The organism is Tardiphaga sp. 839_C3_N1_4, from assembly GCF_051811045.1.
GTDB lineage: Bacteria > Pseudomonadota > Alphaproteobacteria > Rhizobiales > Xanthobacteraceae > Tardiphaga.
In genome coordinates this window covers 237,236-260,363 of record NZ_JBPWQD010000001.1, presented here as the reverse complement: position 1 = coordinate 260,363, position 23,128 = coordinate 237,236, and the positions used below count along the sequence as shown (strand labels likewise).

Here is a 23,128-nt window from a genome sequence, read left to right as displayed (position 1 = left end):
GCTCAGTGACCGCTCATCACCAGTGTCTTGACTGGAAGCAACAACGCCTGGATACGCAGCAACATCGCGTGGACGACCCCAACGGCATCGACGGCATGAAGCGCCAGCCACTTGAAAGAGCCGATCCCCTTCGCGGCGATGGCGTCATGATTGCTGGTATAGGCATTGACGATACAACTGCTGCCAGGCGTCACGCCGTCAAGGCCGCCTTGATAGATCGGCTCCAGGAACGTGAGGATGGTGCCCGGCGCGCGGACTTGCTGCGCTTCCACCAACTGCTCGCCGCCACGGAACTGACCGGCCGCGATATAGTCCTGTACGCCGGTCACCACCATCGGGATGACGGTCCACGGCCTCGAAATACAGGTCGCCTCGGCAACCATGCCCACTTTCATCACCTGCGCTTCAATCTGCCCAAACCCTGCCGAGAGCACGCGGCCCGCATTCTCGGGAATGAGAATGCCCGCTGATCGCATGACCGGATTGACGACATCGCCGACGCGAAGCGTGAACTGCTCGACGCGTCCGTCGACGCCTGCGCGAATGAACGTCTTGTCGAGATCAACTTGCGCCTCTGCAAGTACCGCCTGCGCGCTGGCCTTCTCCGCCGGCAGCAGCGCGGAGACACGTGTCATCGCGGATTGTCGCGCAGCCATAGCCGCGTCGAGCGCTCCCTGGCGGCCTGCCTGCAGCACCTCGAGTTTCTCGATATCACGTTGCGGCACTATGCCGGGATTGCGCTTCTGCAACTCACGCTTGGTATCGAGTTCATCCGACGCTTGCTGAAAGGACCCCTTGGCTTCCTGCGCCTGCCCTTCGGCCTTCAGAATATCGGCCTGCGCCGCCAGCATGGCTGCATCGACCTCGGCAATCTTGCGCCGCGCGGTCTCCATCGACGCTTCCTGCTTGGCGTTATCGAGCCGGAAGATCACGTCGCCTTTCCTGACCGGGGCACTGAACTGGACGTGCACCTCCGCCACGCGGCCATTGGCCTCGGGGAGGATCGGCACGGTCCGATAGAACAAGGTCGCGCTTGTCGTCGATGGATGAAAATAAAAGATCACCGTGATCAGAGCAACCGTCAGCATCACGCAGGCCGTGATTCCCCATCTGAGTTCGAACCACACCGAATAGAACGTGATCTCCCGGCCCAGGCGCTTGCCTTGTGCGTAGCGACGATAGAGATAGTCCGGAAAAACCGTCAGCAGCGAGCAGAGGAGAAGCTCAAGCATGACCGTGCCCTCCGGCTTCGCCGGGAGGGCTCGATGTTTCCGCCGCAATGGGGAGCGGTGGTGGTTCACCAGAAGATTCGATGGGATCGCTGGTAGCATCGCCGTCGGCAATCTTCCGCACCGATCCTGCGATACTACGCAGTGGCGTGCTGAAATCCGGCAGATCGATCATCGCCAGCAACAGCCCGATTATCCAGAACAGATGGTTGTGGGTGAACAACGCGATCAAACCCAACACGGCCACGATTTCAAACTGCAGCTTCTGCGACTTGTGCGCCATGCGCTCTGGCATACTGTGCAGGCGCAGATACAGATTGCCGACCATCATGACGGAGCCGATCAGAACGATTCCGACCACCACCATGAGCGTGTCAGTTTCGCCGGGAGCAGTGATGAAGCCAGGCAGATGATGCGGAGCGTTCTGATGCAGCGTCTCACTCACGTGATCCCTCATTCCAACAGCGTCAGGCGAGCATGCACCTGTTCCAATTTCCATAGTTGCACAAAGCTGGAACTTGGCAAGCATCAGCTTGCGCGCGAAAGAAAATGCGCTGCAACAAATCTACATTCGTATCGGGCGGATTGAGGGGTGAGAGCTCGCGGATGCGAGATCACCAGCCTCGAAAGGACGGCGCAGAACAGCTCAATGATCTGACATGTATCGCAGCCGAATGACGAAGCTAGTGCGCGCGGCCCGACAGCCGCAGCACGAAGACCAGCACTTCCGCGACAGCCTTGTAGAGTTCGGCCGGAATCTCGTCGCCGATCTCGACGTTGGAGAGTGCACCGGCCAGCACTTCGTTTTCCTCGATGGGAATGTCGTGGGCCTTGGCAACCTCGATGATTTTCTCACCGATCGCGCCCTTGCCTTTCGCGGTGACAACAGGCGCACCGGTCTTGTCGTAATGCAGCGCGACGGCGAGCGATCTTTTCGGCTGCACGATCATAGCGCGCGATCCAGGAAGTGCCCGGCCGAAGCGGGCGCAGGCTGCACCGGTGCGCCCTCGCGGACCACGATGTCGCCGGGCTGCAGATTGGCGCGGATCAGCGCCTGATTGAGCTGCGCCGTACCGGCCTGCAACTGCAGCGCCGTTGCCGGCCGCTCCGCCCACATCCGCACCGATGTCTTGTCGCCGGTCAGCGAAACCAGTGCATGCACCGGGCCAGCGGGCTCGACATCGAGCGAAAAGCGCGCACGCCAAACCTGCTTGGCCGCCTCGGCCTTGCTGCCATTGCCGCCATCACGCGAAATTTCGAATTGCGCCATGGCCGTGCCAGCCGGCACCGCAAACGGAATTTCAAAACTCCAGCGCGGCGATGCCTGATCGAGTCGCGGCGCCGCAAGACCGTCCGCACGATCCGGCAAGGATGCCACCTGCAGCAGGGTTTGGCGCGCCAGTGCCGCATCGGTATCCGCGAGCAGATGATGGACGGTGGTGCCCAGCGGCGCGTTTGCCGGTAGCGTCGGCAGTGCCATCGCTTGCGCCGTCGGCAGCCCACCACGCAACGGCGGCGGCGGCAGGGTGTTGCGTGCGAGGCTGGTGTCGGCAGTTGTCTGGCCCGCTGGCGCCTTCGCGGCGGGCAGCAGATCCATCATCATGCTGTCGTCGAACACCAGCGATGCCGCGCTACCCATGCCCTTGGGAGCCGTCTGCAACGCGTCGCGAAGCAAGTTGAACGCGGCCCGGTTCGCCGTCAGTTGCGCAGCCGCTTCGGGAGCTTTTGCCACGGTCGGCGCGCTTTGAGCCACAACATCGAGCACGGGCTCGTCTGCGAGAAGTCCAGCCTGCTGCAGCGGATCGTTCTTGATGCTGGCCTTGGGCAACATGGCCGCGGTCACTGCAGCAGCTTGCGCCTGCTGTGCGGTCACCTGCGCCACGACATTGGGGAGCGCGTTTGCCAATGCCGATGCTGGCTGCTCCGGCGTAGCCACCGGTGTCGCTGCATTCGCCGTCGCTGGCGTTGTGCTCGGGGTCGGACTCGCTGTGGCGAGCGTCGTCGCCAACGCCTGGCGCAACACGATCAATGCCGCTTTCATGTCGGGCAGCCCGCCTTGCGGCAGCGATCCCTTGGCCAGCGATGACTCCAGAAACAGGCCGGAACTCTGGAACGCCGATTTGACTTCCTCGCCGGTGAGTTGGGCGTCGAGCGGCGGACGTTGCGCCAGTACCTGCGCGACCGCCTGCTGCAACTGCTGCGGCAGCCCCTTCAGGGAAGTGGCGGCACCGAGATTGGCAAACAGCGTGGCCAGGCTCGCCTGCTGCGTCACGGCACTTTGGGTGGCGGTGGAGACCGCCTGTGCTTCCAGCGACGTCAGCTGGATCTTGGAGGTGGCGATGGCATTGGCGAGATTGATTGGCAGGTCTGGCGCGAGCGTCACATTGCCGGAGGACGCGCCACCCGCCTTCCCTGCACCTGTGTTCTGCGGGGTGACGACGGCAAGCTGGACATTGCCATTGTCCGTCTTCGACACAGCGAATTGCAGCACCTGCCCGGCCTGCAACGGCACCTGCGATTGCACGTCGATGGTGCTGTGCCCGATGGCGATACGAACCTGATTGTCTGGTGAGACTGACAGCACGCGGCCGGCAATCACGCTGCCGGGCTGAAACGCGACTTCGCTCGCCACGCCTTGCGCGGACACAACCGGTAAGATCGAGTTGACGGGAGTCGGCATGGTGAGCGGCACCGGACAATGGTGCAGCTACGCTAGTTAACGGTCGTTAACTTCCGATTAATTCTAAGCCATTGAGAAAACTGGCCCGCGGTCCCAGAGTTTATCGAATTCGTCGAAAACAAAGGATCAACCATGACCGACATCACCGAAGCCCGAAAGCAGCTCATCGCATTGCGGAACGAGCATAAGGCCGACAGTCCGATCGGCTCCCGAGCCAGCCGCGCAATTGAGCAGCTGCAAAACGCCGAGAAGGCCGAGACGCCCGAGCTGCGCGAGAAGCTGCTCTTCGCCCTCGTCGCCACCCTCGCCGAGATAGCCGCCATCAAGCACGGAGCGCCGGCAACGACGCAGATCCGGCCGCGGGAGGTCGAGTGATGGGAGTGGCCCTAGGCGCCAAGTGGGAATGGGAGAAGGAGTGCGAGCGCGCGCAAGCGGCGCTTAAGACCCTCATTCAAGAGAACCCGGACAAAGTCACACAGGCGCGCGAGCGGCCGCAGCTCATCGGCTGGTTTGTCGGTCGCACGGCACAGGCGATCGGCGGGACCGAGCACCCCGACAAACTCGAACGCCTAGCCAGCGAAATGCTGTGGCGCACACATCAGTAAGGATGGAAACCATGACCAAGGTCGAAGCGCGAATGGCCTGCGCAAAGTGGCTGAGCCAGTGCCTGGAGATCGGTTGGCCCCGCGAGTCCCTCGATGACTTGGAGGCCATCTGGTGGCGGTACAGGGACGAGCACGGCGAACTGAAATCCGCTCAAGCGGCCGAATAGTCACCCACAAACACGGAGGAAGCCCAATGACTTATCAAGCCGAAGTCGCGAAAGAATACCTGCGCAACGCATTCCAAAGCGGAGCGCTCGACGTCACTGGCAGCTTCGAGGCGGTCAAGGGCTTCGTCCAGATCTTTGCCGGCGAGATGGATGCGCTGATCGCTATCAGCCATTGCCTGTACCTGGAGGATGACGAGCGGAAGGCCTTGCTTGTCATCGCCAAGCCGACCGACGAATCCGTGCGCCACTACAAGGCCTGGCTTGAACGGGTCACCGCCTAGCACTGCCCCCAGAAACGCGGGTCCGTGGCTCAGCGGTCTTTTTCCCGCCGCTTCAATTCGCGCTCGACAGCCTCACGGATGAATTGAGCCATCCCCTGCTCACCGACGATTTCTCGAATCCGCTCGCGCGTCTCTTCCGAGAGACGAACTTGCGTCGGTTTGATCCCCAGCGGCGGCCTACCCATGCGCCGGGAAGTATCCGGTATCGGAATTGTTGTCAAAATCCACCTATAAGCGGTATCGGTTATTGACAGTATATCCGGTACCGCTTATAACTCAACCATCAACTGATGGAGAGCGACATGAATTCGATTGCTACACACCCCCTCCGCGCCATTGTCGCCCGTCCCACCTATCTCACCGAAGAGCTGGCCTGCGGCCACGTCATCAATCGTCCTCTGTCCTGCGGCGAACTCGCCATGGAGCCGTCGAAGGCTCAGCGCCGACGCTGCTACCACTGCCAGCCCGAGATCAAACAGAAGCCTGCTCCGGCCAAGCGCAAGAGCCCGGCTCGCACGTACTCAACCTTCGTCGCTGCTGAGGACGACTTTCGCGTAAAGCATGGCAATAAGATCGTCGCGCGCTTCAAGACGGATGCTGAAGCAGTCGCCTATATTCTGGCGGCGTGGGCATCCCCTTCCGCCATCATGGAGTGACACTGATGGGCACAATCGTGACTGTTCAACAATTCTCGGACATCAACCTCGCTACTGAGGCCTTGGCTGTTGAAGAGTATCGGGAACTTCTCAATGAAGTCGGATGCCCTACGGACCAAATCGAGGCTGAGGTCCAAATCTTCCGGCTGAACCGCCGCGCCGCCAGCGGCATGGAGTGAGAGCAGATGACTTGCCCGCCCGTATGGAAATGGAAGCCGAGCGTTCACTTCAGCCGCGTCAAAGGCATGGGCTGGTCGTTCTGCGCTTACCAGCACTCCGACCACAATCCGGTCGTCACGATCCAGCGATGTGGCGGCAAGTGGCGCTTTGAGTTCTATCGGGACTATTTCTATATGCGCGCCCTTCGGAAGAAGTACGGTGATTTCCGGTAGGCTCTTTTGGTTCTGGAATAGGAACACGATGCCATGAGAGTGCTGGTTTGTGGAGGCAGAGACTATTTCAAGCCGGCGCAGGTTTGGCGTGCGCTGGACAGGCTGCACGCGGAACGGCCTATAACCGCTCTGATGCAAGGCGGCGCGGTCGGCGCTGATACACTCGCGAAGGAATGGGCTACTTCCAAACCCGCGATTGAACGCTTTGTGTGCCATGCGGAATGGGAGAAGTATGGCAAGCGCGCCGGGCCGATCCGCAATGCGCGAATGCTGGAGTGGAAGCCTGATCTAGTCGTGGCATTCCCCGGCGGTTCCGGCACTGCGAACATGGTAGGATTGGCTCGCGCGGCCGGCGTCGAGATCGTTGAACCCTACCCTCACACTTCCGAATAAGGACGACTGATGATGGCGGCAGCAGTGTATGAAACGGCGGAGTTGACGGATATCGAGATCCGCGCGCTTCAGCATATCCGACACAACGGAGACGACAAAAACCTGCAGTCCAAAGCCTGGAAGGACGTCAAGATTTCGCTTTGGCGAAAAGGCTATATCGAACGCCGAGTGGGCGATTGGGCTTGGGTACCGCGCACATGACCAATGAAATAAAGGCCCCGCACCGCGGGGCCTAAATTCATCTAAGCAGCAGAACCAGAATGATCAGCGGGATCGGAATTCCAAGTAGCCATAGCAAAATAGGCATCTCTCTCTCCTTATCGCGTGCGCCGCGTTTTCCAAGTTCCGTCACGAAGCCCACCACCCTCGGTCGCCGCCAAGCTGGCAGAGAAAGCGCCGATCAATAGTGAAGCCGTGAGCCAAAAGGCGAGCTGCATTGCAGCCTTGCGAGCAGTATCGGCAGCGGCCTTGGCATCATTGATGACTTCGGTAACGCGCTTGTCCGCGTCGGTTTCGCTCAAACCTGTGCGAGCGGCCACGACTTTATTGACGTAAGCGCGATCGGCAGGCTTCAGCTCACCGGCTCGGAGGCTAGAGGCCATTATGCGGGACAGTTCACCGCGCGCGTCAGCACCGTTACCATCGCCGGAGGGTGTCGATGGACGCAATAGTGCGTCGATGTAGCCTTCGGCGGGTCCCGCCTGCGCTGCAGACGCGGTCGCACCAGCAGCAACTCCCGACGTCGCGCCGCTCAAAACTGTCGTCGCTGGCGAAGCGAGCAGTATTGCCCCGAGCACCGTTGCAAATGCCCATGCCAGAAATCCATGCGCGGTGTCGCGAAAATAAACTTCATCTGAATGAACGCCAATCCAGCGCGACCGCAGACGACCAGCGAGATATCCGCCGATCGACGACGAGATCATAGCAATGACGATTAGATAAATCCCCGTCGTGATTTTGAATGTCGTAGCCGAGACGCTGGAGGACCAGGGTGACACGACAGATAATCCAAGCCCTGCCCCGAAAGCGATAAGAACGAGTGTTAACGCGAGCGAAACGACGGCACCAGCCGCAACTGCAGCCCACGAAACACCCGCCACGGAAGGCTCATCCAGGCCAGCGGCAGCCGGCTGCACGACAACAGTATCAATCATTTTGAAATTCCCATTGAAGCGGCTCCGGAATAGATACCGATGCCCACACAATGTGCATTCGATCAAATGGTTCCGCTCAGGTGAATTCACCCCTCTTTGACAAGAAATGTCCTTCTGAGCCTTAACTAGGACCTGCAGGTTCTCGATGAGGGGGCACTGATTAAATGAATTTTTGAAGCTGCCGATGCGTTGCGGCCTGCCTCCGTGACGCCCTCCCCTCCATCGTGTAAAATGGCGCGATGCAGGACCATCTTTTCGATCTTATGACTTTGGGCATCTTCCTCTTCGGCGTAGTGCTAATCCTTCAGACACACCAGGGACCAAGGGACGGCTCGTTCTGATGCGACTGTGACCGATCGCCGTGCCTACCAGCCCGCCGTCGGTAATCTAACGGAGTGCACGATTGCTCCGGCGCGAATGAGTATGGGATTGGACAGTACATGCGCACTGAGCCAGGCGACTATGAGGTTCTCGTAAACGAACAGCGCACTGGCGGCACCTATGCCGATCTCAAGATCGCTGTCGAGGTTGCTGAGAGGCTGCACAGAAGCAATGCCCCTCACAAAATCACTGTTCGTAGCATCTCGACCGGCGCCGCGGTCTGGCCGACTCCAGCGTCTGACCAATCCCGGTAGCGCCTCATCGCCATTGGCGGGGATTATCACAGAAGAAAGGCCCGGCGTTCGCCGGGCCCCGATCTTGTGAATTCAGTGGTCGGACTTAGAAGTTCGAGCCGCCCCAGTTGAAATGGTAGTTGATGCCGCCCTTAACAGTGTGCGTCGTCACCCCAAGGTCCGTGAAACCGGTGAGCACGGTGCCGTAACGCTCGCTGCTATAGTCAGCGTACATGTACTCGCCCTTTAGCGACCAGTTCGGGGCGAACATATACTCGACGCCGCCGCCGACGGTCCAGCCCGAGTGAACTTTGCTCTCTGAGAAGAGCGTCACGCCAGGAGTGGTGAATGAAAGGCGATTATCAGCCCAGGCGTAGCCACCCTTTACATAGAAAAGAGCCGCCCCAGAGGTCACACCAAGGCGACCCGTGACGCTGCCGAAGGCGCGGATCTTATCTTCCGCGGTAACCGGGACGATGCCGAACAACCCCGTTTCGCGGTACTTGACGTCGCCGCCTGCCGCGTCGACCTCAAGGCCCCAAACGAAGTTGCTGCCCGGCGTCTGCCAGTTGTAGCCGATGGTGCCGCCGCCAAAGCCTCCATTGATGTCGCTCGACGCAGCGGTGAAACCGTCAACGCGGATGCGATCCGACCAGCTATAGCCGCCCATGACGCCAGCATAGAAGCCCGACCAATTGTAACCGACTGCGACCGGAGCCGCGGGGGCTTTGGTGTACGGGCGGGCCGCCAGATCAGCGGCAAACGCCGATGCGGTGCTTAAAGTGGCGAACGCAACAGTGGCCAGCAACATCTTCTTCATCGAGAGTTCCTTTTTAGCGATTCCAACGTTGATTTGGTACGAAAAGGCGCGCCTAAATGCTGTCACAAATCCGCCACACAGGCGAGTTTTCGGAAAAACACAACCCCTGCCCCCTTCCACGGCGTGCTGGCGATCAACCCAAGAGAGCAAGTTGAAAAACTGGAAGGATGAAATCGAACTGCTCTGGACACTCCGCGACATTTACGGTGGCCGGCTAAAGCTGTTGCCGATCACGGAAGACCAGTTGCAGGAGCTGCTTGAGATGGGCTTGGCCGAGGTCATCGACGATCATGTAAAGCTGACTGACGCGGGATATCGGAAGATTAACTGAATGACCACGTTCATCTTCACGCTGACGCCTGACGCATCTTCATCTGCTTTCGAACGCGTCATTGCAGAGTTGGACGCAGCCTTCCCTCAACACGAATTTCTCGCTGGAGACCCCGATGTGCGCGGCTTCGAGAACGCCATACTTGCGGTGCACGGCAGCGCCGGCAGCGGTGATCTGCCGGGCGAGATCAGACTGCCAAATCTGGCTCAAGTTTCTGAAGTCAAAATCGCCTTCCGGCAGATTATCGAAGACCTGAAGGGTTGGAAGCCGTCATAGCGGCTGAGTGAAGCCACCACCAATCGTGGTGGCCTGTTTCTGGCCTCAGTGGCCTACTTTGAAAACAACAGTGGCCTGATTTGAATTAAGTCGACAACCGGACTTATGAGGCGTCTAGTTCATCCATCACCGGCCCCTTCGTGGCCTATACCGGTGACTGAGAGTGTTGTGCTCCCGCCGACTAGAGGGAAGCATCATGTCATCAATGCATCCAAATCCCTTATTCAGCCGCGCTGAAATCGGAATCCTGCCTTGTTCTAATGCGGCATGCCTATGCGGCTTGCCTCCATTGAGCCTACTGAACCAGGCATGGACTTGCGCACCTTCGAATGCGCCAAGTGCAATACCAGCGAGCGCTTTGCGGTCAGGACCTGATGTGAAAAGGCCGCCTCAGTGGGCGGCCTCTTTCGTCTTGAGGAAGCCTTTCATGGTCATGCCCTGACCCGTGTTGACGCTCTGGCGGAGATGCCGCGCGCGGGATTTCTCGGCAGAAGCCGTTATATCGCGGCGTCGGCGTAGCATCGCCGCCGTTTTCTCCGCCGGCGCCACAGTGACCGCGGGTGCGCGCTCTTGAGCAAGATCGTTAAGTGATCCCGGCTGGAGCCCAAAAACGATAAGGGCGTTTTCGCGGCCCCTGATATGATTTACCAGCGGCGCCCGCCACGCCAGCCCCGGTCCCACCCGCCATAGCGTGGACCGTATCCATACCGTGGACCGTATCCGTATCGGGGCGCATAGCCGGGGGTGCGGAAGCAACGTCCGAAGCGGTCGCAAACCAGCCTCACCTGCTCAGTGTTATGTCCGACACCTGCGCCGGTTGCCAGACCGAGCGGCATCGCCGATGCCGCACCTGATACTGCCGTGCCTGCTAGAGCGAGCAGCCCGAAAACAGCCAACTTTAACTTCATCTGGTATTCCCTGTAATTCAAAAGCCCCAGTCACCATTTACCTGTTCCTTTCTGAACTGGAGCTGAGCGCGCGGATCCCCCATTATTTTCTATGGCGCTTCAACACTCTGGCGAGAACACCACGCCTCTCGCGTGACGCCCTCCCCGCCATAAAATGGAGGGATGAAAACCAACAGTCGGCTGGCAGTCTTTTGTCTCGTGTGTTTCGCTATTTTGATAGCGGGCATCATGGTGGAGAAATACTGGGACTGCCGCCTCAGGACCAAGCTGTCATGAGTGCTTGTTCACGCCGGCTCCCTACACCGTACCCTGAGGCCACATATAAAAGAGGCCGCCCACTGAGGCGGCCCGCTCAAATACTACCTACTGCCCAATAAAGCCCTAGGAGGAGCAAAACCACGAATGCTGTAATCAGCCCGACTATGCCGAACGCGAGAAGGACTCGGTAGAGCCTGTCTTCCATTGTTCTGCAATGCCGACTCGCGCCTATTGTTCCGCTTGCCCAACGGCAGTACCATCCCGACGGGATCGCGGGTCTCAAGACGATTGGGCATGCCATTCCATCTTACCGGCCCCGGTAGGGCCTCCCGTTCGATCTTGATATCACGGGAAACGATTAGGTCATCTCAGCGTCTTCACCACCAACGCAGCGACCTGCTCCATCAGACTCAAAGGGATTGGTAGAGGGACCGTATACCTTAGCGACCGCTGCCAACATGACGGCCAGCGCCGCAGGGAGTTCCGCCTCTAGCCTTGAGCGATTCTGCGCAGCATATCTGATCCTGGCAATATGCTCTTGTAGATTGGGTGCACATCCGCTTCGCTACGGCACATGCTCTCAATGCGATTGCGGCGGGGACAGCCGCGCGGCACTCATTGCGACAGCGGCATTTCTATTGTCCGTCGCTTGGCTTTGATCACAAGAGCATTACGGGCAAGCCTAGTACCAGCAGGAAAATGACGAGGACGCCAAGTCCTAGGTTATCGTCGCCATTTACTTCTCTTGGGTCCGTCGGTTCGACCGTCGACATCTTTCAGCCTGACGATAAGCCAGCCACTTCTCGACGAGCATCCAAAGCCCGTCTGCTGGCGCCTGAGATATATTCGATTTCCACCCATCACCATCGTCATTGCCTTTCTACGAGGCCGCTTGAAGCGTGCGAGCGTCGAGAGCTTCCATGTACTGAGTAATGGCTCTGTTTGAGAGCAGCAGACGATTCCTTATGCCCTGCCGTATCATTGTTTCGACAGAGTGAAGCAGAATGTGACTGCAGAACTCTGCGTCCTCGATCTTGCCCGCCCGTTCCAGATAATCCCATGCAATCTGGATCGCCTCTTCCATGAGTACAGCGAGGTGAACCAGCTGGTGAGGACTTCTCATGCCTAATCAAACGGCAGGAATTGAATTCGTTCCGCGCCAAACATGGAAAGACACCAATACCCACTGACCAACAAAAAGCCCGCCGCACCGGAAGACTCCAATGCGACAGGCCTTTTCGAAGCCACGTTGGGGCACAGCCTCACCGATCGAATGTGAGATTACGAGAATCGTTCCGAGCTGCGGTGCCGCGGGCAAGGGTACTGGCCTGTTTCCGACCTCAGTGGCCTGTTTTGAAAACGGCAGTGGCCTGATCTGGTTTTTGGCACAAAGTGCACAGGACTTTCCCGGGCAAGTTTGCAAAATATTCCCTCATTGAGAGGCGGGCCATAGCGCCCCCCCCCCAGACTGGGAACATTACGTGACAGACTACCAAGCACGCTGCCGAAAGGTTCTTGAATTACATCGATCGGGGGTTCTTTCGTCGCTGATCGCAGAACGGTTTGGGGTTAAGAGCCCTGCCGTAAACCGGATGATCAGAGACGCTATCGCCAATGAGGAGAACGCGGCCCGCGAAGGTGACAGTTTACCCGCGATGCACGGCCAGACGAAGTGAGCTAACTTTTGATCTGGCTCAAGGAACGTCCCATGCCGGATCGACTTTTGACTTCATGGCTAAGCGCGACCAATCGAACGAGACTGAGGCGAAGGAGCCCGGACCATCCCGGCTGGAGGAGGCGCGGCGGATTGCTGAGGAATACGCGAACGACCTTCGTGCGATCATTCGGAAGCTCAGCAAGATGAACTAAGGCCGCCTCAGTAGGCGGCCTTACTTAGGGACATGCGCAATTACGGCGTGTCTAGCCGATCCAGCTTCGGCCTGGCCAAAGCAACCGTCAGAGCTTCGCCGTGAGCAATAAACCCTGCCGTTATGGTCTTGGACCTCCCAACGGAAGCTCCGAGCGCCCAAAATTCAACCTCTACGGACTCGACTTTTGTTCTCTATATGTTCTAATTGAGGGCATGAGCGATAGACCCGCGAGCTGGCGTATGCCGACGCCAAAACAGATGGAAAGGCTGGCTTCCAGGCCGAGCCGCCCACCCGAGCCGGCGACGCCAACGCCTGGACCGGCGGACGATCTGCCGGAGGAATATTGGAACTCGATCATCCGGGACCCCCGCGGCCAGATCCGCACCGGTGTCCCTATCCAGCAGCGACGTCTCTCTGAAATTCCCCGGCACGTCCTGCGCGTGGCGTGTCGCCGCTGTGACCGCATCGTAGAAATTCAGACCGTCGATGCGGTGCGTCTTTACGGTGCGCATACCACCTGGAAAGATGTCGGCATGAAGCTGCTCGACAACGGCTGCCGGGAACGAACAGGACGCCTCGAAGAGGACGGTTGCTGGCCGTCCTTTGAGACGACATAGCGCTTTTGATTTTTCATTTTTTGACCGGCACGCTTGGACGCCCATATGGCTCCGAAATATCACCCCACGCCCCTATCAGGCGGCGATCGCAAGGCTCTCAATAAAGAGCTGACGAAGGCGCGCGGCGTGACGCTGATGCTTGCACGTCAATCGGACGAGCTACGCGCGAAGGGTGAAGCGCTGATCAGGGAAGCCGACAAGCTATCCTGCGAAAGCTGGAACGAGCGCATGTGGGCGGACGGCGAGCCGATCGATCCATCACCGACCGTCGACCAGGCACTGAACGGCGGCTTTCCGTGGCTCGAGATAGAATGTTCAAGATGCCGGGCCAAGCGCGATGTTAGCCTCGCAGAGCTACCGCACGTCGACACGACATGCATCCACGACCTCGCGACCCGCCTGCGCTGCCAGCGATGCGCGAAAGGCGGCAAGCGGCCACTCGCGACATTGCTGCAGTTGGCACCCGGACAACGGCACGCGCCGGAGCGGCCGTGATGCTCGAGCTTACCCGCCATCGCACCGACGCCCCACTTGAGACGTGGATAATCCGCTACGGCGACGTAGATGTCGGTACCGTCTCTCAGCAAGACTGGAATCCGAGCTCGGAGAGGTCTGCCATTTGGAAATGGTCATGCGGCTTTTATCCGATCCATCACGACCAATGTTTCAGGGGCGAGGCGTCAACCTTCGAAACGGCCCACGCCGCCTTTTTTGCCGCCTGGAAGACGTTCTTGCCACAACGCACCGAGGCTGAATTCGAAGCCTCGCGCCGGCAGAGACAGTGGACTGCCAACAAGTACGCGCTGTGGGATGCTGGATATCGCAACAAGCTGGGTCGAGGCCCGATCCGGTGCGCTTGTGGCGCGATGTTCAACCCCGGCATCCACGAAGAGACCATGGCCCATATCGAACACATCACCGGGCGGCTCCCGGGAACGTAGGTCTTGGCCTGTTCCGGCTCAGCGGCCGAGTTTGGATCAACCTATGCCGCTGGCCTCGCTCGGCGGAGCCGTTCACATCATCTTCCGCATTCAAGCGAGAAACCTTCGATCAAGTTAGGAACATTGCTTTCCCGCTTCTGTTGCGCTCGGAAGGCATGACCAGCGACTGCATGCCATCCTTTAAAATGGAGTTTCACCATGCGCGCATTGTGTTGGCACGGCAAAGGCGACGTTCGCGTCGATACCGTTCCGGATCCCAAGATCCAACATCCGCGGGATGCCATCATCAAAATCACCGCGTGCGCGATCTGCGGCTCGGACCTTCATCTTCTTGATGGTTATCAGCCGACCATGGAGAGTGGCGACATCCTTGGGCATGAGAATATGGGCGAAGTGATCGAGCTCGGCTCAGAAGTGACAAATCTGAAGATCGGTGATCGCGTCGTCGTTCCCTTCACCATCAGCTGCGGCCAATGCTGGTTCTGCCAAAAGGGCCTCTTCTCCTGCTGCGATCGGACGAACCCGAATGCCGAAATTGCCGCCAAGGCCATGGGGCATTCGCCGGCAGGACTTTTTGGCTTCAGCCACATGCTCGGCGGCTATGCCGGCGGGCAAGCCGAATATCTCCGCGTCCCAATGGCCGATGTCGGACCGATCAAGGTGCCGGACAACGTAACGGACGAGCAAGCACTGTTCCTGTCAGATATCTTCCCGACCGGTTATATGGCTGCAGTCAACGCACAGATCGAGCCAGGTGACACCGTTGCGATCTGGGGCTGCGGTCCCGTGGGGCAGTTTGCGATTCGCTCCGCCCTCATGCTCGGCGCCGGGCGCGTCATTGCGATCGACGAAGTGCCCGAGCGGCTGGCGATGGCGGAAGCCGGCGGTGCGGAAACAATCGATTTTTCAAAAACCGACGTTTATGACGAGTTGATGAAACGAACCGACAAGCGCGGCCCTGATAGCTGCATCGATGCGGTCGGCTGCGAAGCGTCCGGACACGGGTCGGCCGATGCCGTGCTCGACAAGGTCAAGGCGGCGACGTTCCTGGCCACGGACCGCGTTCACGTTCTTCGCCAGGCGATCATGTGCTGCCGCAAGGCCGGCACCGTATCCATTCCGGGTGTGTATGTCGGCATGGGCGACAAGATCCCGCTGGGAGCGGCAATGAACAAAGCCCTCACCATCAAGACCGGCCAGACCCATGTCCAAGCCTACACCAAGCCGCTCATGAAAAGGATTGAGGCGGGTGATATCGATCCGAGCTTTGTCGTGACGCACCCGGCGAACCTCGAGGACGCGCCGGCGATGTATAAAAAATTCCGGGACAAGGAGGACGGCGTCATCAAGGTGGTGCTGCGGCCGAATTAATGCCCATAGATCTCGCCTGGACATTTGGAGATGCAAAAGCCTGCCAAGGAGCCAGTTGAGCTGGACCGGGCGATGTCTTCTCGGCACTATAATCCCATGTGCAATCTCTATTCGATGACGAAGAACCAGGCGGCGATCCGCAACTTGTTCAAGGTCGACCGCGACACCACCGGCAATCTTCCGACTATGCCCGGCATTTTCCCAGACTATTCAGCGCCGATTGTGCGCAACAATGCCGGCGCGACTGAACTGACGCTCGCGCGCTGGGGCATGCCCTCCTCGCAATTCGCCCAAATGCAGGCGGCCAAGAAGCGCGCGGCCAAGCTTGAGGAGAAAGGTAAGCCAGTCGACTTCAAGGAATTGCTACGGATGGAGCCGGACAGCGGGACAACGAACATCCGCAACCTCGACAGCAAGCATTGGAAGCGATGGCTGGGGGTCGAGTCCCGATGCCTTGTGCCATTCACATCCTTCAGCGAGTTCAACAAAGCTGAGGGCGGCGACATCTGGTTTGCGTTCGACGAGGCAAGGCCTCTGGCATTCTTCGCGGGAATCTGGACGAACTGGACATCGGTTCGGAAGGTCAAAGAGGGCGAGACGACCAACGACCTCTTTGCCTTCCTAACCACCGAGCCGAACGCCGAAGTCGGCGCAATCCATCCGAAAGCCATGCCCGTCATCCTGACGACGCCAGAAGATCTTCAAACCTGGATGACGGCGTCAACCGACGACGCCATGAAGCTGCAGCGCCCCCTCCCGGACGGCGTTCTCAAGGTCGTCGCTCGCGGCACCAAGAAAGACGAAGCGTCTACCCCATGAGCAAGCCGTTCGAGAAGCACGTAAAAGACCGTCCCTACGCCAATCCTGAAACCGCAGCCGCCAGACTGCTTGAGATCGCCAAGACGCTCCGTATCGACGAAGGCCGCATACCCGTTGGCGAGTGGAATTCAACTTTCATATGGAAAGATAAGGCGAGCGTTGCCGAATACACGATCGGTCGAGACAAGCTTATTGCTGACGGCATTATCAAAATGCACGAATGCGGTGGGTTCTTTATGTGGAATGACCAAACGCCCGAAGGTGAACTTCCCGGCACAGATCACCCGCAGGACGCCTAGCTTACTCTCGCTGTGCTTTGAAGGCCTGGTCGGGCGGCGTGGGGGTGCCAGAGTTGCGCAAGATCAGCGCCCCTCCGAGCACCAAAAGAAGAAATACGGCAGCTATTACATATGGCCTTTGCCGCATGGGACATCCTAACCGCAGTTAATTCGGCTTCGCGGGCAATTTACCAAGGTCGTTTTCAGTCATAGGCGCATCGGCCGGTTTCACTTGTCCCGCCTCCTGCTCCTTTGCAGTCTGCGCGTGCTGCATATTCATGCCGACAAAAATCACGATGATCATCATCCCGACGATCACCGCCGCGATGACGGCGAACTTCCCTGCTCCGCGCGGTGGCGGCGTTGACTGACCTGTCGGCATTATACTCTTTCGTTTCGCATCAGAGATCGAACCCTTCCGCTCACACGATGTTCCGCCACTCCGTGCTGCGTTACGCCGCAGGCCGTCTCGTAGCGCCTATGATCGATGCCCGCGGAACGACACCGTCTGCTAATCATTGGGCCCTGGAAAAGGAGGTTCTAATGGCAAACGACATGCATACCGACGGCCGCGACCTGCGCAGCGGCACCTACGACCCGATTTCTCCTGCGGGGAAGCAGCAACCTTATCAAGTGAAGGATGCCCCGACGGCCCATGAGGCAGCTCAGCATGGTGCTGATGTCCGAAGCCAACCGTTACCGGGCGCTGATGATCCCATCCCGGAAGGCCTGCTTCGCGAACGCAAAGGTCCACTCAATTCACATACTGGCCGTCGGCCTTCAGATTGAGGCGGGGACTACTCATGAAGTTTTTCAAACCGAATGACGACGGGAATGAGCCTGCGCCCCTGATACTGATCGGGATAGCCTTAATTCCGCTATTCGGTGTCCTGGGATGGGCCTTTGGGTTGTTTGGCTGAGCCCTCCGTCTAAGCCAAACAACCGTTGCTCTGCTTATCGCTTTCGCGTCTGCTTATAGTGGTTTAGCGCAAAAATTCGCAGAGCCGACGACAGGTTTGCGCTATCGCGGCCTTCAGCGATGACATTGATAAGCTCTGTCAGTCGCTGTTCACGCTCGGCAGCGATCTCCTTGATCGAATCCCAGAATTCATCCTCCAGACTTACGCTTGTCTTGTGTCCGTCAATCATGACCGACCGCTTACGGACAGGAGTTGCCGAGTCGTTAGGGCTCGCCACCTACTTTTTCTCCCGCCTAACCCCCTTAAACTTCTTCGCCACCGTCGTCTTTTTAGCGGTCTTCTTTGCGGCAGCGGCCTTCTTCGGGGCAGCTTTCTTGGCCTTCTTGACGGCCATGAACTCGCCGGAAGTCTTGTCCCGCTTCGTCCAGGTAGTGGCACCGCCCATCGTTGTCTTGGTCTGGCTGCGCTTTTTCACGGCGCCTTTGCGAGCATTGTCGCCCGTCGGTTTGTTCGTAGCCATTCTTGTCGCCTCCCGAGCACCGCAATACCGCGGCGAACTGAAAACGAGAATTCTATCAACTAGTTCCCGGCATCTTCGGAACGAATCACCGGCAGCAAGCTTGAATCCGCCGTCAGTTGCGTTGGAGTTCCAGTATGCGTCAGTCCCGGTGGACACCCTCTATTGTGCCGATTGTCGGCGATCAGAACGTATACCTCGTCCTGGACTGCTTTGAGCGATCTGGATGCGCGTGGCGCGAGGCCGACGCAGGGGAAACCGACCTAGAGACCGTGATCAAAGACCTTTTGTCCGGCCAGTACAATGATCCGCAGCGGGTCGTTGCCTTCAATACATTCGAGCATTGGGCTGACGACGTGTCCGAAGACATTGCTCGGGAGATCAGGCGCCTCGCCGACGCTGCCCATGAAGATGTCTCATCGACTATTGAAGATTTCGTCATCCGCCATGCCGGCCGCGAGCGACAGTTGAATTTGAGGCTCGCATGACCAATCCCCGGGCCGTCCGTTATCGTCGACTAGCCCTGGCGGAAAAGGATCAGGACACGGCTCGCCTGCTCCGTTTGCTCGCTGACGAAGCGGAGCGAGGCATTCTATGCGTCTCGCCGCAGACGCTGAGAAATCCGGCGCCGCAACCATCTGCAGTACCCGAAGCTCCTAGGCCGTAAGATGCCCTATCCTAAACCGAAAGTCCCGGAAGGTGGCGTGAAAGCGGCCTTCCCGGGATTCATTGCGCCCGCGCTGGCATCTTCGATCGGCAAGGTGCCGTCGGGTGACCGCTGGATACATGAAGTAAAATTCGACGGCTATCGCGTGCAATTGCACATCGCGAACGAAGGCATTCACATCTACACGCGCCGCGGCCACGACTGGACTGATCGTTTCAAGAAGATTGCGACCAATGCTTGGCATCTGAAAACTAAGTCGGCAATCATCGACGGTGAAGTCGTTGTGCCAGCGGAGGATGGGACAACAGACTTTGCTGTCCTGCAGAAAGTGCTGCGCGCCGGCCGGCCCTCGGACCTGCTTGTGATGTATGCCTTCGATCTCCTGTATTTAAACGGGTACGACATGCGGAAAGCACCGCTGGTCACGCGAAAGGCCGAGTTAGAGAAGGTGCTTAAGGGCACCGATATTTTGCTCAGCCAGAGCTTCGATATCGACGGCGCACACATGCTTAAGACCGCGTGCGAGATGGGCTTGGAAGGCGTCGTCTCGAAGCGGCGCGATAGCCGTTACACATCCGACCGGACTGACGCCTGGGTCAAGATGACATGCCGACAGCGCGAAACTCTGCAGATTGTCGGCTTTTCTCTGAAGGATAACCGCTTCGACGGACTCTACGTAGGCCGCCAGGACGGCGACCAACTAATCTATGCCGGCAAAGTCGATCACGGCTTTACCCCCGGCACTGTTACCGACGTTCGCAAGCGCCTGGCACCGTTGGTGCAGAAGGCTCAGGCCTACAGTCAGAAAATCAAGAAGCCTAACGCCGTCTGGGTGAAGCCATCGCTATTGGCGGAGGTAGAGTACAAGGCGAGATCGGCCGAAGGAAAGCTACGCCATCCGGTGTTTAAGGGATTCCGGGAGGATTTGTGATGCGCGACATCGACATCATCAACAAGGCCGTGGAAGACGCTCAGGCTGTGCTGCGCGACTATATCCAACCTGGACCGCGCGACTCGCTGGACACCCTCGCGCGCATGCTCGAGATTCTGGACCATCAAGATGTCGTCGCCGCTCAGGAGCGCTTGCGGAAGGGCTATGGGCGCCTGAGGGTCGTACTATAAGAAACGCGTGGCAAAGAAAGCGAAGAAGACCGCGAAAAAGGCGGCAGCAGCCTGACCTCGTCGGGATTGGACCGAGGCTGAGCTGAAAGACATGAAAACGCTGGTGAAGCGGAACACCAGTGGAGGTGTCCTTCCCGGATAGTCGCAAAAAAACGCCCGCCACCATCGCTGGTGCCGGCCAATTAAACGGGACTAAAGCGCGGACAGGTCTTTAGGCGCATTGCCATACCGCTCGATGATCTCGGCGCCACCGTATTCACCTTCATTAAAGTCGCCAGTCCGTTGAAATGCTATGGCGCCGACGTACTTGGAAGTGTGGCTGAGCGCTCGCGCAGTGGCCTTGGCTGAAAGCGCTGACTGACACTCGATAGGTTCACCGGGCACCGGCCCATCGGGGCCCGGGGCGAAGGGAAGCGCGACATAATAGGTTGTTGATGCCATAGGCAGTTTCTCCGACGGCCACCATAGACCGATCGAATAACAAAAAAGCCGCCCGGACATGACACCGGACGGCTTTCTGATGCGGGTTCCGGCTCGATACGCCGTCCGGTTCCGCCGTATTCATTTCGACTTTGGTTAGTCGCATCGTTATTTATCTCGTTTGTGTTGTCGATCAGCCCATCGGGATTAATCCTAAATTTCCAATCGCTAAGGCCACCGGATCACCGAGCGCTACCAGCAAATCGGAACTGGCCGAAATAGGCCGCTCGCTATTTCAAAACGATGCCCGACTTCTATTTCAAAATCGGGGGCGGATTTTCCAATATCGATCACGTCGGACCGATAACCTGATCGACGAGTCAGCCGCGCGCGAAGAGGCCGCTTCGGTGCTGGCGGATTTTGCCCGGGACATCGCTATCAAACTTACCGTTATCCCTGAGTAGAGCATTGAGGTTCTGGACGAGTTCGGAAAACCTATCTTCAGAATAAGGGTGATTGCCGAGATCCTACGAGCGGAATGAGGTCGCTTGCAAATTAAGGAGGGGCCACGTTCGCCTTCGCTCACTTTGCGGAGAAGGCACTGCCGCCGCAAATATGATCAGGGACGTGGTTGACCATCTGCGATCGCCCCCGACCCGTTCAGCATCTGTCGCACTTCTTCTCGGATCACTTCCCTGCCGGCACAGTAGCCAAAGCAGAGGCCCGCATACCCCCCCCGATCAAAAAACAAGCGAAGCAAACCATCAATGTTGTCCACATCGTAGAGCTCCATGCGTCAATCACTGCCGCATAGGTGCAAACTTCAGGCCACTCCGACGGCCTACTGTGCTACCTGGACAGTGACTCTTGCGGTACCGCCCATGCCGATCGCATTGGCCGCTGCTCGAGACAGATCGATGCAGCGACCTTTGATGAATGGGCCCCGGTCGTTGATGCGCACCCGCACCGAGCGGCCGTTGGCCTTGTTCGTGACTGTGACGTGGCTGCCGAAGCGCCTGGTCTTGTGCGCGGCCGTCAAGGCGTAGGTGTTGAACCGTTCGCCGGAAGCCGTCCGCTTGCCATGGTAGCCGTCACCGACGCCGTACTGGCTGGCGGTGCAGCTTATCCGACAGCCACGAACACACCGCCGCTGGAACTGCGCCCAAAAGAATGGCCATCACACTTGACCAAAACGCCGAAAGTCCACCTAGGAAGACGAGAACCAGTAAGGAAGCCAGACCTCCCACTGCTGTTGTTTTCAAAGGGTGGAGGGGTTGCTTCGACAGTACCTGGTCTACCCACGCCATCAACAACGCCGGGACGATTGCGATGGGGTACGATGAAATCACCCACGCCAACCACTCCTCGCTCGCAGGAATGCCTTTCGAGACCAAGTCGGGGCTTTGGAAGACGAGCATCCCAATCGGCGGGAACAGCAACGCAAAGATGATAAACCGGTTCATGGGTGTTGGTCTGCCTTGGAGCGGCTTATGTTCAAAGCGTCGAACTTCTCTTGAGCCAGGCGCGCGGCTTCCGCTTCCGGTTTTCCCTCCTTCAGGAAACCCAGATAGAGCGCATCGAGCTTGACGGCTTTCCTCCCTGGTCAGGGTGACGTTGATCGAGACCACCCATCGAGAAAGTCCTAGGCAGAGGCTGGAGAAATGAAAAATGCGCACAGCAAAACGCACGCCGAGACCAGGCGGATCATTGAGTTTCCTTTGGTTGTGATGCAGAAATTCCGGGCTGAGGATTGATTCCAGATCGCCCTAGGCAGGCCCGGCGCTCATGGATTCGGTTGAGCGTCGGGCCGTTTCATTTGCCAGGCCTGCTGGAACGAGAATCGTAATTGTCTCTTTTCTCGCCGGTCAGCATCTTTTGCAGAGGCTGTTGACCTGGCTCGGCGGTCTCCCCTGTCCCCAACTCAACGCCGCCGAGCCTCCCTGAATTTCTATCGACGGACTCGGGATCATTCCGCACCCGAGCTCGGCGAGGCGGTCCGGCGGTTGAATTCTCGCCGCTGGGCCGTTTCGTTTAGGCGTGAGCTCCCGGGGGAATTCGGCTTTCAAGCAGCCGATCTAAGCGCGTGGTGATGCCCTTCAGGTCCTCGCGCAGATTATCGAACTGCGCCTCATGGCGGCCGACTAGTTCCTTCAGGTCGTCGTGGTTCACGAATTCCTTTTCAGCATAGACTTTGAAGTCGGAGAGGCTGGTTTGCATCGTGTCGATCTTCAGGTTGGCCTGAACGCCGCGCAGCCCGGCGGCGCTGGCCTCTGTTTTCGCCTCAGTGATCTGGCGCTGGATGCTCATCCAGAACGTGGCGAATCCGATTGAGCACATCACCACACCGGCCGCGGCACCGACGGCGGCCCATGCGAGGCCATTTTCCATTCCAATGCTCACTACGTTGCCGACCGCGTCCGACAGACGGTGACCTGGTCCCGGAGGCGCTTGTAGTCCCCGATGAATTGCCTGAGGGCTGACCTTGCCGGGAGTGCCTGATACTCAGCCAGCGCCCGCTCCTGGGTTTTGGCGTCGTACTGCATGATCGTCGGGCACACGATCTTGACAACAACGTCAGAACTTCCCGGATCGCAGGCTGTCAGCAACGCTGTCGTCGGAAGGACGAGGAACAGCTTCCATCGCATCTTTGGTCTCCACCGTTTCCACGTTCGCTTTGTTGACGGCCTCTGCGGCGCCCGCCTGCCGTAGCGCCTGATTTGCCTGATAAGAATTCCAGGCATCGAGCGCGAGTTTGGCGAGAGCGCCGAGCACAAGCCCGACGCCCTCCTTTGCGGCCCAGGCCGCGATGATCGCGAGCATG

35 protein-coding genes are annotated in these 23,128 nt (G+C 58.6%); 21 read left to right on the top strand and 14 right to left on the bottom strand.

Annotation, left to right across the window (positions count from 1 at the left end):
- Nucleotides 1-2 precede the first annotated feature (2 nt).
- From AB8A38_RS01570 to fliK, 4 genes are all read right to left on the bottom strand, one after another.
- Nucleotides 3-1,232: an HlyD family secretion protein gene (locus tag AB8A38_RS01570; protein WP_439088445.1), complete on the bottom strand. Its 1,230-nt coding sequence runs from the start codon at nt 1,230-1,232 to the stop codon at nt 3-5.
- Nucleotides 1,225-1,674 carry a hypothetical protein gene (locus AB8A38_RS01565; protein WP_439084715.1) on the bottom strand — a complete coding sequence of 150 codons (450 nt, stop codon included), beginning with the start codon at nt 1,672-1,674 and terminating at the stop codon, nt 1,225-1,227. The genes AB8A38_RS01570 and AB8A38_RS01565 overlap by 8 nt, the downstream gene beginning before the upstream one ends.
- 238 nt (nt 1,675-1,912) lie before the next feature.
- Entirely contained in the window at nt 1,913-2,179 is a 267-nt protein-coding gene (locus AB8A38_RS01560; protein ID WP_093761235.1) for an EscU/YscU/HrcU family type III secretion system export apparatus switch protein, read from the bottom strand.
- Entirely contained in the window at nt 2,176-3,909 is a 1,734-nt protein-coding gene (fliK, locus tag AB8A38_RS01555; protein WP_439084714.1) for a flagellar hook-length control protein FliK, read from the bottom strand. Before fliK ends, AB8A38_RS01560 begins: the two co-directional genes overlap by 4 nt.
- A 132-nt stretch (nt 3,910-4,041) precedes the next feature.
- On the opposite strand from fliK, the gene AB8A38_RS01550 reads away from it, so the two are divergent.
- The 9 genes from AB8A38_RS01550 (at nt 4,042) to AB8A38_RS01510 (ending at nt 6,604) form a co-directional block, all read left to right on the top strand.
- Nucleotides 4,042-4,284, top strand: a complete 243-nt coding sequence (locus AB8A38_RS01550) for a hypothetical protein (protein ID WP_439084713.1) — start codon at nt 4,042-4,044, stop codon at nt 4,282-4,284.
- Nucleotides 4,284-4,514, top strand: coding sequence for a hypothetical protein (locus tag AB8A38_RS01545; RefSeq protein ID WP_439084712.1), 231 nt, complete (start codon nt 4,284-4,286; stop codon nt 4,512-4,514). Before AB8A38_RS01550 ends, AB8A38_RS01545 begins: the two co-directional genes overlap by 1 nt.
- An 11-nt stretch (nt 4,515-4,525) precedes the next feature.
- Nucleotides 4,526-4,681, top strand: coding sequence for a hypothetical protein (locus AB8A38_RS01540; RefSeq protein WP_439084711.1), 156 nt, complete (start codon nt 4,526-4,528; stop codon nt 4,679-4,681).
- A gap of 26 nt (nt 4,682-4,707) precedes the next feature.
- On the top strand, nt 4,708-4,962 hold the full coding sequence (locus AB8A38_RS01535; protein WP_439084710.1) for a hypothetical protein: 255 nt from the start codon (nt 4,708-4,710) through the stop codon (nt 4,960-4,962).
- A 302-nt stretch (nt 4,963-5,264) separates the two neighbouring features.
- On the top strand, nt 5,265-5,618 hold the full coding sequence (locus AB8A38_RS01530) for a hypothetical protein (protein ID WP_439084709.1): 354 nt from the start codon (nt 5,265-5,267) through the stop codon (nt 5,616-5,618).
- Nucleotides 5,619-5,623: 5 nt separating this feature from the next.
- A complete protein-coding gene (locus tag AB8A38_RS01525; protein ID WP_439084708.1) occupies nt 5,624-5,797 on the top strand; it encodes a hypothetical protein in 174 nt (57 codons plus the stop codon).
- Between the two features lie 6 nt (nt 5,798-5,803).
- On the top strand, nt 5,804-6,010 hold the full coding sequence (locus AB8A38_RS01520) for a hypothetical protein (protein ID WP_439084707.1): 207 nt from the start codon (nt 5,804-5,806) through the stop codon (nt 6,008-6,010).
- A 33-nt stretch (nt 6,011-6,043) separates the two neighbouring features.
- Nucleotides 6,044-6,403, top strand: a complete 360-nt coding sequence (locus AB8A38_RS01515) for a DUF2493 domain-containing protein (RefSeq protein ID WP_439084706.1) — start codon at nt 6,044-6,046, stop codon at nt 6,401-6,403.
- A gap of 9 nt (nt 6,404-6,412) precedes the next feature.
- Nucleotides 6,413-6,604 (top strand): hypothetical protein, encoded by a 192-nt coding sequence (locus AB8A38_RS01510; RefSeq protein WP_439084705.1) that lies wholly within the window; start codon nt 6,413-6,415, stop codon nt 6,602-6,604.
- A 116-nt stretch (nt 6,605-6,720) separates the two neighbouring features.
- Here the strand turns inward: AB8A38_RS01510 and AB8A38_RS01505 are convergent, their stop codons facing one another.
- The gene (locus tag AB8A38_RS01505) at nt 6,721-7,557 is read right to left on the bottom strand and encodes a hypothetical protein (protein ID WP_439084704.1); all 837 of its coding nucleotides are present in this window, start codon (nt 7,555-7,557) and stop codon (nt 6,721-6,723) included.
- Between the two features lie 720 nt (nt 7,558-8,277).
- Nucleotides 8,278-8,991 carry an outer membrane protein gene (locus AB8A38_RS01500; protein ID WP_439084703.1) on the bottom strand — a complete coding sequence of 238 codons (714 nt, stop codon included), beginning with the start codon at nt 8,989-8,991 and terminating at the stop codon, nt 8,278-8,280.
- On the opposite strand from AB8A38_RS01500, the gene AB8A38_RS01495 reads away from it, so the two are divergent.
- The 8 genes from AB8A38_RS01495 to AB8A38_RS01460 all read left to right on the top strand — a co-directional run bounded on the left by AB8A38_RS01495 (nt 8,969) and on the right by AB8A38_RS01460 (nt 16,682).
- Nucleotides 8,969-9,322, top strand: coding sequence for a hypothetical protein (locus AB8A38_RS01495; RefSeq protein ID WP_439084702.1), 354 nt, complete (start codon nt 8,969-8,971; stop codon nt 9,320-9,322). The two genes, AB8A38_RS01500 and AB8A38_RS01495, sit on opposite strands and share 23 nt — an antisense overlap.
- The gene (locus AB8A38_RS01490; RefSeq protein WP_439084701.1) at nt 9,323-9,598 is read left to right on the top strand and encodes a hypothetical protein; all 276 of its coding nucleotides are present in this window, start codon (nt 9,323-9,325) and stop codon (nt 9,596-9,598) included.
- 3,276 nt (nt 9,599-12,874) lie between these two features.
- Nucleotides 12,875-13,252 (top strand): hypothetical protein, encoded by a 378-nt coding sequence (locus tag AB8A38_RS01485; protein WP_439084700.1) that lies wholly within the window; start codon nt 12,875-12,877, stop codon nt 13,250-13,252.
- A gap of 45 nt (nt 13,253-13,297) precedes the next feature.
- Nucleotides 13,298-13,747, top strand: a complete 450-nt coding sequence (locus AB8A38_RS01480; RefSeq protein WP_439084699.1) for a hypothetical protein — start codon at nt 13,298-13,300, stop codon at nt 13,745-13,747.
- Nucleotides 13,747-14,193 carry a hypothetical protein gene (locus AB8A38_RS01475; protein WP_439084698.1) on the top strand — a complete coding sequence of 149 codons (447 nt, stop codon included), beginning with the start codon at nt 13,747-13,749 and terminating at the stop codon, nt 14,191-14,193. The genes AB8A38_RS01480 and AB8A38_RS01475 overlap by 1 nt, the downstream gene beginning before the upstream one ends.
- A 198-nt stretch (nt 14,194-14,391) precedes the next feature.
- Nucleotides 14,392-15,564 (top strand): zinc-dependent alcohol dehydrogenase, encoded by a 1,173-nt coding sequence (locus AB8A38_RS01470; RefSeq protein ID WP_439084697.1) that lies wholly within the window; start codon nt 14,392-14,394, stop codon nt 15,562-15,564.
- Nucleotides 15,565-15,660: 96 nt separating this feature from the next.
- Nucleotides 15,661-16,383, top strand: a complete 723-nt coding sequence (locus tag AB8A38_RS01465; RefSeq protein WP_439088444.1) for an SOS response-associated peptidase — start codon at nt 15,661-15,663, stop codon at nt 16,381-16,383.
- Nucleotides 16,380-16,682 (top strand): hypothetical protein, encoded by a 303-nt coding sequence (locus AB8A38_RS01460; protein WP_439084696.1) that lies wholly within the window; start codon nt 16,380-16,382, stop codon nt 16,680-16,682. Before AB8A38_RS01465 ends, AB8A38_RS01460 begins: the two co-directional genes overlap by 4 nt.
- 145 nt (nt 16,683-16,827) lie before the next feature.
- Here the strand turns inward: AB8A38_RS01460 and AB8A38_RS01455 are convergent, their stop codons facing one another.
- Nucleotides 16,828-17,043, bottom strand: a complete 216-nt coding sequence (locus AB8A38_RS01455; RefSeq protein ID WP_439084695.1) for a hypothetical protein — start codon at nt 17,041-17,043, stop codon at nt 16,828-16,830.
- 161 nt (nt 17,044-17,204) lie between these two features.
- On the opposite strand from AB8A38_RS01455, the gene AB8A38_RS01450 reads away from it, so the two are divergent.
- Nucleotides 17,205-17,450 (top strand): hypothetical protein, encoded by a 246-nt coding sequence (locus AB8A38_RS01450; protein WP_439084694.1) that lies wholly within the window; start codon nt 17,205-17,207, stop codon nt 17,448-17,450.
- Between the two features lie 165 nt (nt 17,451-17,615).
- Here the strand turns inward: AB8A38_RS01450 and AB8A38_RS01445 are convergent, their stop codons facing one another.
- Complete coding sequence (locus tag AB8A38_RS01445) at nt 17,616-17,858, bottom strand: ribbon-helix-helix domain-containing protein (RefSeq protein WP_439084693.1); 243 nt, start codon at nt 17,856-17,858, stop codon at nt 17,616-17,618.
- Nucleotides 17,859-18,101 carry a hypothetical protein gene (locus AB8A38_RS01440; RefSeq protein WP_439084692.1) on the bottom strand — a complete coding sequence of 81 codons (243 nt, stop codon included), beginning with the start codon at nt 18,099-18,101 and terminating at the stop codon, nt 17,859-17,861. It abuts the gene before it with no gap.
- 134 nt (nt 18,102-18,235) lie between these two features.
- Here AB8A38_RS01440 and AB8A38_RS01435 point away from each other — a divergent pair, with 134 nt between their 5' ends.
- From AB8A38_RS01435 to AB8A38_RS01425, 3 genes are all read left to right on the top strand, one after another.
- Entirely contained in the window at nt 18,236-18,586 is a 351-nt protein-coding gene (locus tag AB8A38_RS01435) for a hypothetical protein (RefSeq protein WP_439084691.1), read from the top strand.
- Nucleotides 18,587-18,766: 180 nt separating this feature from the next.
- Entirely contained in the window at nt 18,767-19,696 is a 930-nt protein-coding gene (ligD, locus tag AB8A38_RS01430; RefSeq protein ID WP_439084690.1) for a non-homologous end-joining DNA ligase, read from the top strand.
- A complete protein-coding gene (locus tag AB8A38_RS01425; protein ID WP_315844431.1) occupies nt 19,696-19,887 on the top strand; it encodes a hypothetical protein in 192 nt (63 codons plus the stop codon). The genes ligD and AB8A38_RS01425 overlap by 1 nt, the downstream gene beginning before the upstream one ends.
- Before the next feature lie 192 nt (nt 19,888-20,079).
- Here AB8A38_RS01425 and AB8A38_RS01420 read toward each other — a convergent pair whose 3' ends face one another.
- The 5 genes from AB8A38_RS01420 to AB8A38_RS01400 form a co-directional block, all read right to left on the bottom strand.
- Nucleotides 20,080-20,328, bottom strand: coding sequence for a hypothetical protein (locus AB8A38_RS01420; protein ID WP_439084689.1), 249 nt, complete (start codon nt 20,326-20,328; stop codon nt 20,080-20,082).
- A gap of 820 nt (nt 20,329-21,148) precedes the next feature.
- Nucleotides 21,149-21,433, bottom strand: a complete 285-nt coding sequence (locus AB8A38_RS01415; RefSeq protein ID WP_439088443.1) for a septal ring lytic transglycosylase RlpA family protein — start codon at nt 21,431-21,433, stop codon at nt 21,149-21,151.
- Nucleotides 21,399-21,770, bottom strand: a complete 372-nt coding sequence (locus tag AB8A38_RS01410; RefSeq protein WP_439084688.1) for a hypothetical protein — start codon at nt 21,768-21,770, stop codon at nt 21,399-21,401. The genes AB8A38_RS01415 and AB8A38_RS01410 overlap by 35 nt, the downstream gene beginning before the upstream one ends.
- 568 nt (nt 21,771-22,338) lie before the next feature.
- On the bottom strand, nt 22,339-22,695 hold the full coding sequence (locus AB8A38_RS01405) for a hypothetical protein (protein ID WP_439084687.1): 357 nt from the start codon (nt 22,693-22,695) through the stop codon (nt 22,339-22,341).
- 186 nt (nt 22,696-22,881) lie between these two features.
- Complete coding sequence (locus AB8A38_RS01400; protein WP_439084686.1) at nt 22,882-23,127, bottom strand: hypothetical protein; 246 nt, start codon at nt 23,125-23,127, stop codon at nt 22,882-22,884.
- Between the last annotated feature and the right edge of the window lies 1 nt (nt 23,128).

What these genes read in the sequence shown, in the direction of transcription:
- AB8A38_RS01570 (WP_439088445.1), bottom strand. Translation starts at nt 1,232, where the DNA reads ATGCTTGAGCTTCTCCTCTGCTCGCTGCTGACGGTTTTTCCGGACTAT.
- AB8A38_RS01560 (WP_093761235.1), bottom strand. Translation starts at nt 2,179, where the DNA reads ATGATCGTGCAGCCGAAAAGATCGCTCGCCGTCGCGCTGCATTACGAC.
- fliK (WP_439084714.1), bottom strand. Translation starts at nt 3,909, where the DNA reads ATGCCGACTCCCGTCAACTCGATCTTACCGGTTGTGTCCGCGCAAGGC.
- AB8A38_RS01550 (WP_439084713.1), top strand. Translation starts at nt 4,042, where the DNA reads ATGACCGACATCACCGAAGCCCGAAAGCAGCTCATCGCATTGCGGAAC.
- AB8A38_RS01545 (WP_439084712.1), top strand. Translation starts at nt 4,284, where the DNA reads ATGGGAGTGGCCCTAGGCGCCAAGTGGGAATGGGAGAAGGAGTGCGAG.
- AB8A38_RS01540 (WP_439084711.1), top strand. Translation starts at nt 4,526, where the DNA reads ATGACCAAGGTCGAAGCGCGAATGGCCTGCGCAAAGTGGCTGAGCCAG.
- AB8A38_RS01535 (WP_439084710.1), top strand. Translation starts at nt 4,708, where the DNA reads ATGACTTATCAAGCCGAAGTCGCGAAAGAATACCTGCGCAACGCATTC.
- AB8A38_RS01530 (WP_439084709.1), top strand. Translation starts at nt 5,265, where the DNA reads ATGAATTCGATTGCTACACACCCCCTCCGCGCCATTGTCGCCCGTCCC.
- AB8A38_RS01525 (WP_439084708.1), top strand. Translation starts at nt 5,624, where the DNA reads ATGGGCACAATCGTGACTGTTCAACAATTCTCGGACATCAACCTCGCT.
- AB8A38_RS01520 (WP_439084707.1), top strand. Translation starts at nt 5,804, where the DNA reads ATGACTTGCCCGCCCGTATGGAAATGGAAGCCGAGCGTTCACTTCAGC.
- AB8A38_RS01515 (WP_439084706.1), top strand. Translation starts at nt 6,044, where the DNA reads ATGAGAGTGCTGGTTTGTGGAGGCAGAGACTATTTCAAGCCGGCGCAG.
- AB8A38_RS01510 (WP_439084705.1), top strand. Translation starts at nt 6,413, where the DNA reads ATGATGGCGGCAGCAGTGTATGAAACGGCGGAGTTGACGGATATCGAG.
- AB8A38_RS01505 (WP_439084704.1), bottom strand. Translation starts at nt 7,557, where the DNA reads ATGATTGATACTGTTGTCGTGCAGCCGGCTGCCGCTGGCCTGGATGAG.
- AB8A38_RS01500 (WP_439084703.1), bottom strand. Translation starts at nt 8,991, where the DNA reads ATGAAGAAGATGTTGCTGGCCACTGTTGCGTTCGCCACTTTAAGCACC.
- AB8A38_RS01490 (WP_439084701.1), top strand. Translation starts at nt 9,323, where the DNA reads ATGACCACGTTCATCTTCACGCTGACGCCTGACGCATCTTCATCTGCT.
- AB8A38_RS01485 (WP_439084700.1), top strand. Translation starts at nt 12,875, where the DNA reads ATGCCGACGCCAAAACAGATGGAAAGGCTGGCTTCCAGGCCGAGCCGC.
- AB8A38_RS01480 (WP_439084699.1), top strand. Translation starts at nt 13,298, where the DNA reads ATGGCTCCGAAATATCACCCCACGCCCCTATCAGGCGGCGATCGCAAG.
- AB8A38_RS01475 (WP_439084698.1), top strand. Translation starts at nt 13,747, where the DNA reads ATGCTCGAGCTTACCCGCCATCGCACCGACGCCCCACTTGAGACGTGG.
- AB8A38_RS01470 (WP_439084697.1), top strand. Translation starts at nt 14,392, where the DNA reads ATGCGCGCATTGTGTTGGCACGGCAAAGGCGACGTTCGCGTCGATACC.
- AB8A38_RS01465 (WP_439088444.1), top strand. Translation starts at nt 15,661, where the DNA reads ATGTGCAATCTCTATTCGATGACGAAGAACCAGGCGGCGATCCGCAAC.
- AB8A38_RS01460 (WP_439084696.1), top strand. Translation starts at nt 16,380, where the DNA reads ATGAGCAAGCCGTTCGAGAAGCACGTAAAAGACCGTCCCTACGCCAAT.
- AB8A38_RS01455 (WP_439084695.1), bottom strand. Translation starts at nt 17,043, where the DNA reads ATGCCGACAGGTCAGTCAACGCCGCCACCGCGCGGAGCAGGGAAGTTC.
- AB8A38_RS01450 (WP_439084694.1), top strand. Translation starts at nt 17,205, where the DNA reads ATGGCAAACGACATGCATACCGACGGCCGCGACCTGCGCAGCGGCACC.
- AB8A38_RS01440 (WP_439084692.1), bottom strand. Translation starts at nt 18,101, where the DNA reads ATGGCTACGAACAAACCGACGGGCGACAATGCTCGCAAAGGCGCCGTG.
- AB8A38_RS01435 (WP_439084691.1), top strand. Translation starts at nt 18,236, where the DNA reads ATGCGTCAGTCCCGGTGGACACCCTCTATTGTGCCGATTGTCGGCGAT.
- ligD (WP_439084690.1), top strand. Translation starts at nt 18,767, where the DNA reads ATGCCCTATCCTAAACCGAAAGTCCCGGAAGGTGGCGTGAAAGCGGCC.
- AB8A38_RS01425 (WP_315844431.1), top strand. Translation starts at nt 19,696, where the DNA reads ATGCGCGACATCGACATCATCAACAAGGCCGTGGAAGACGCTCAGGCT.
- AB8A38_RS01420 (WP_439084689.1), bottom strand. Translation starts at nt 20,328, where the DNA reads ATGGCATCAACAACCTATTATGTCGCGCTTCCCTTCGCCCCGGGCCCC.
- AB8A38_RS01410 (WP_439084688.1), bottom strand. Translation starts at nt 21,770, where the DNA reads ATGAACCGGTTTATCATCTTTGCGTTGCTGTTCCCGCCGATTGGGATG.
- AB8A38_RS01405 (WP_439084687.1), bottom strand. Translation starts at nt 22,695, where the DNA reads ATGGAAAATGGCCTCGCATGGGCCGCCGTCGGTGCCGCGGCCGGTGTG.
- AB8A38_RS01400 (WP_439084686.1), bottom strand. Translation starts at nt 23,127, where the DNA reads ATGCTCGCGATCATCGCGGCCTGGGCCGCAAAGGAGGGCGTCGGGCTT.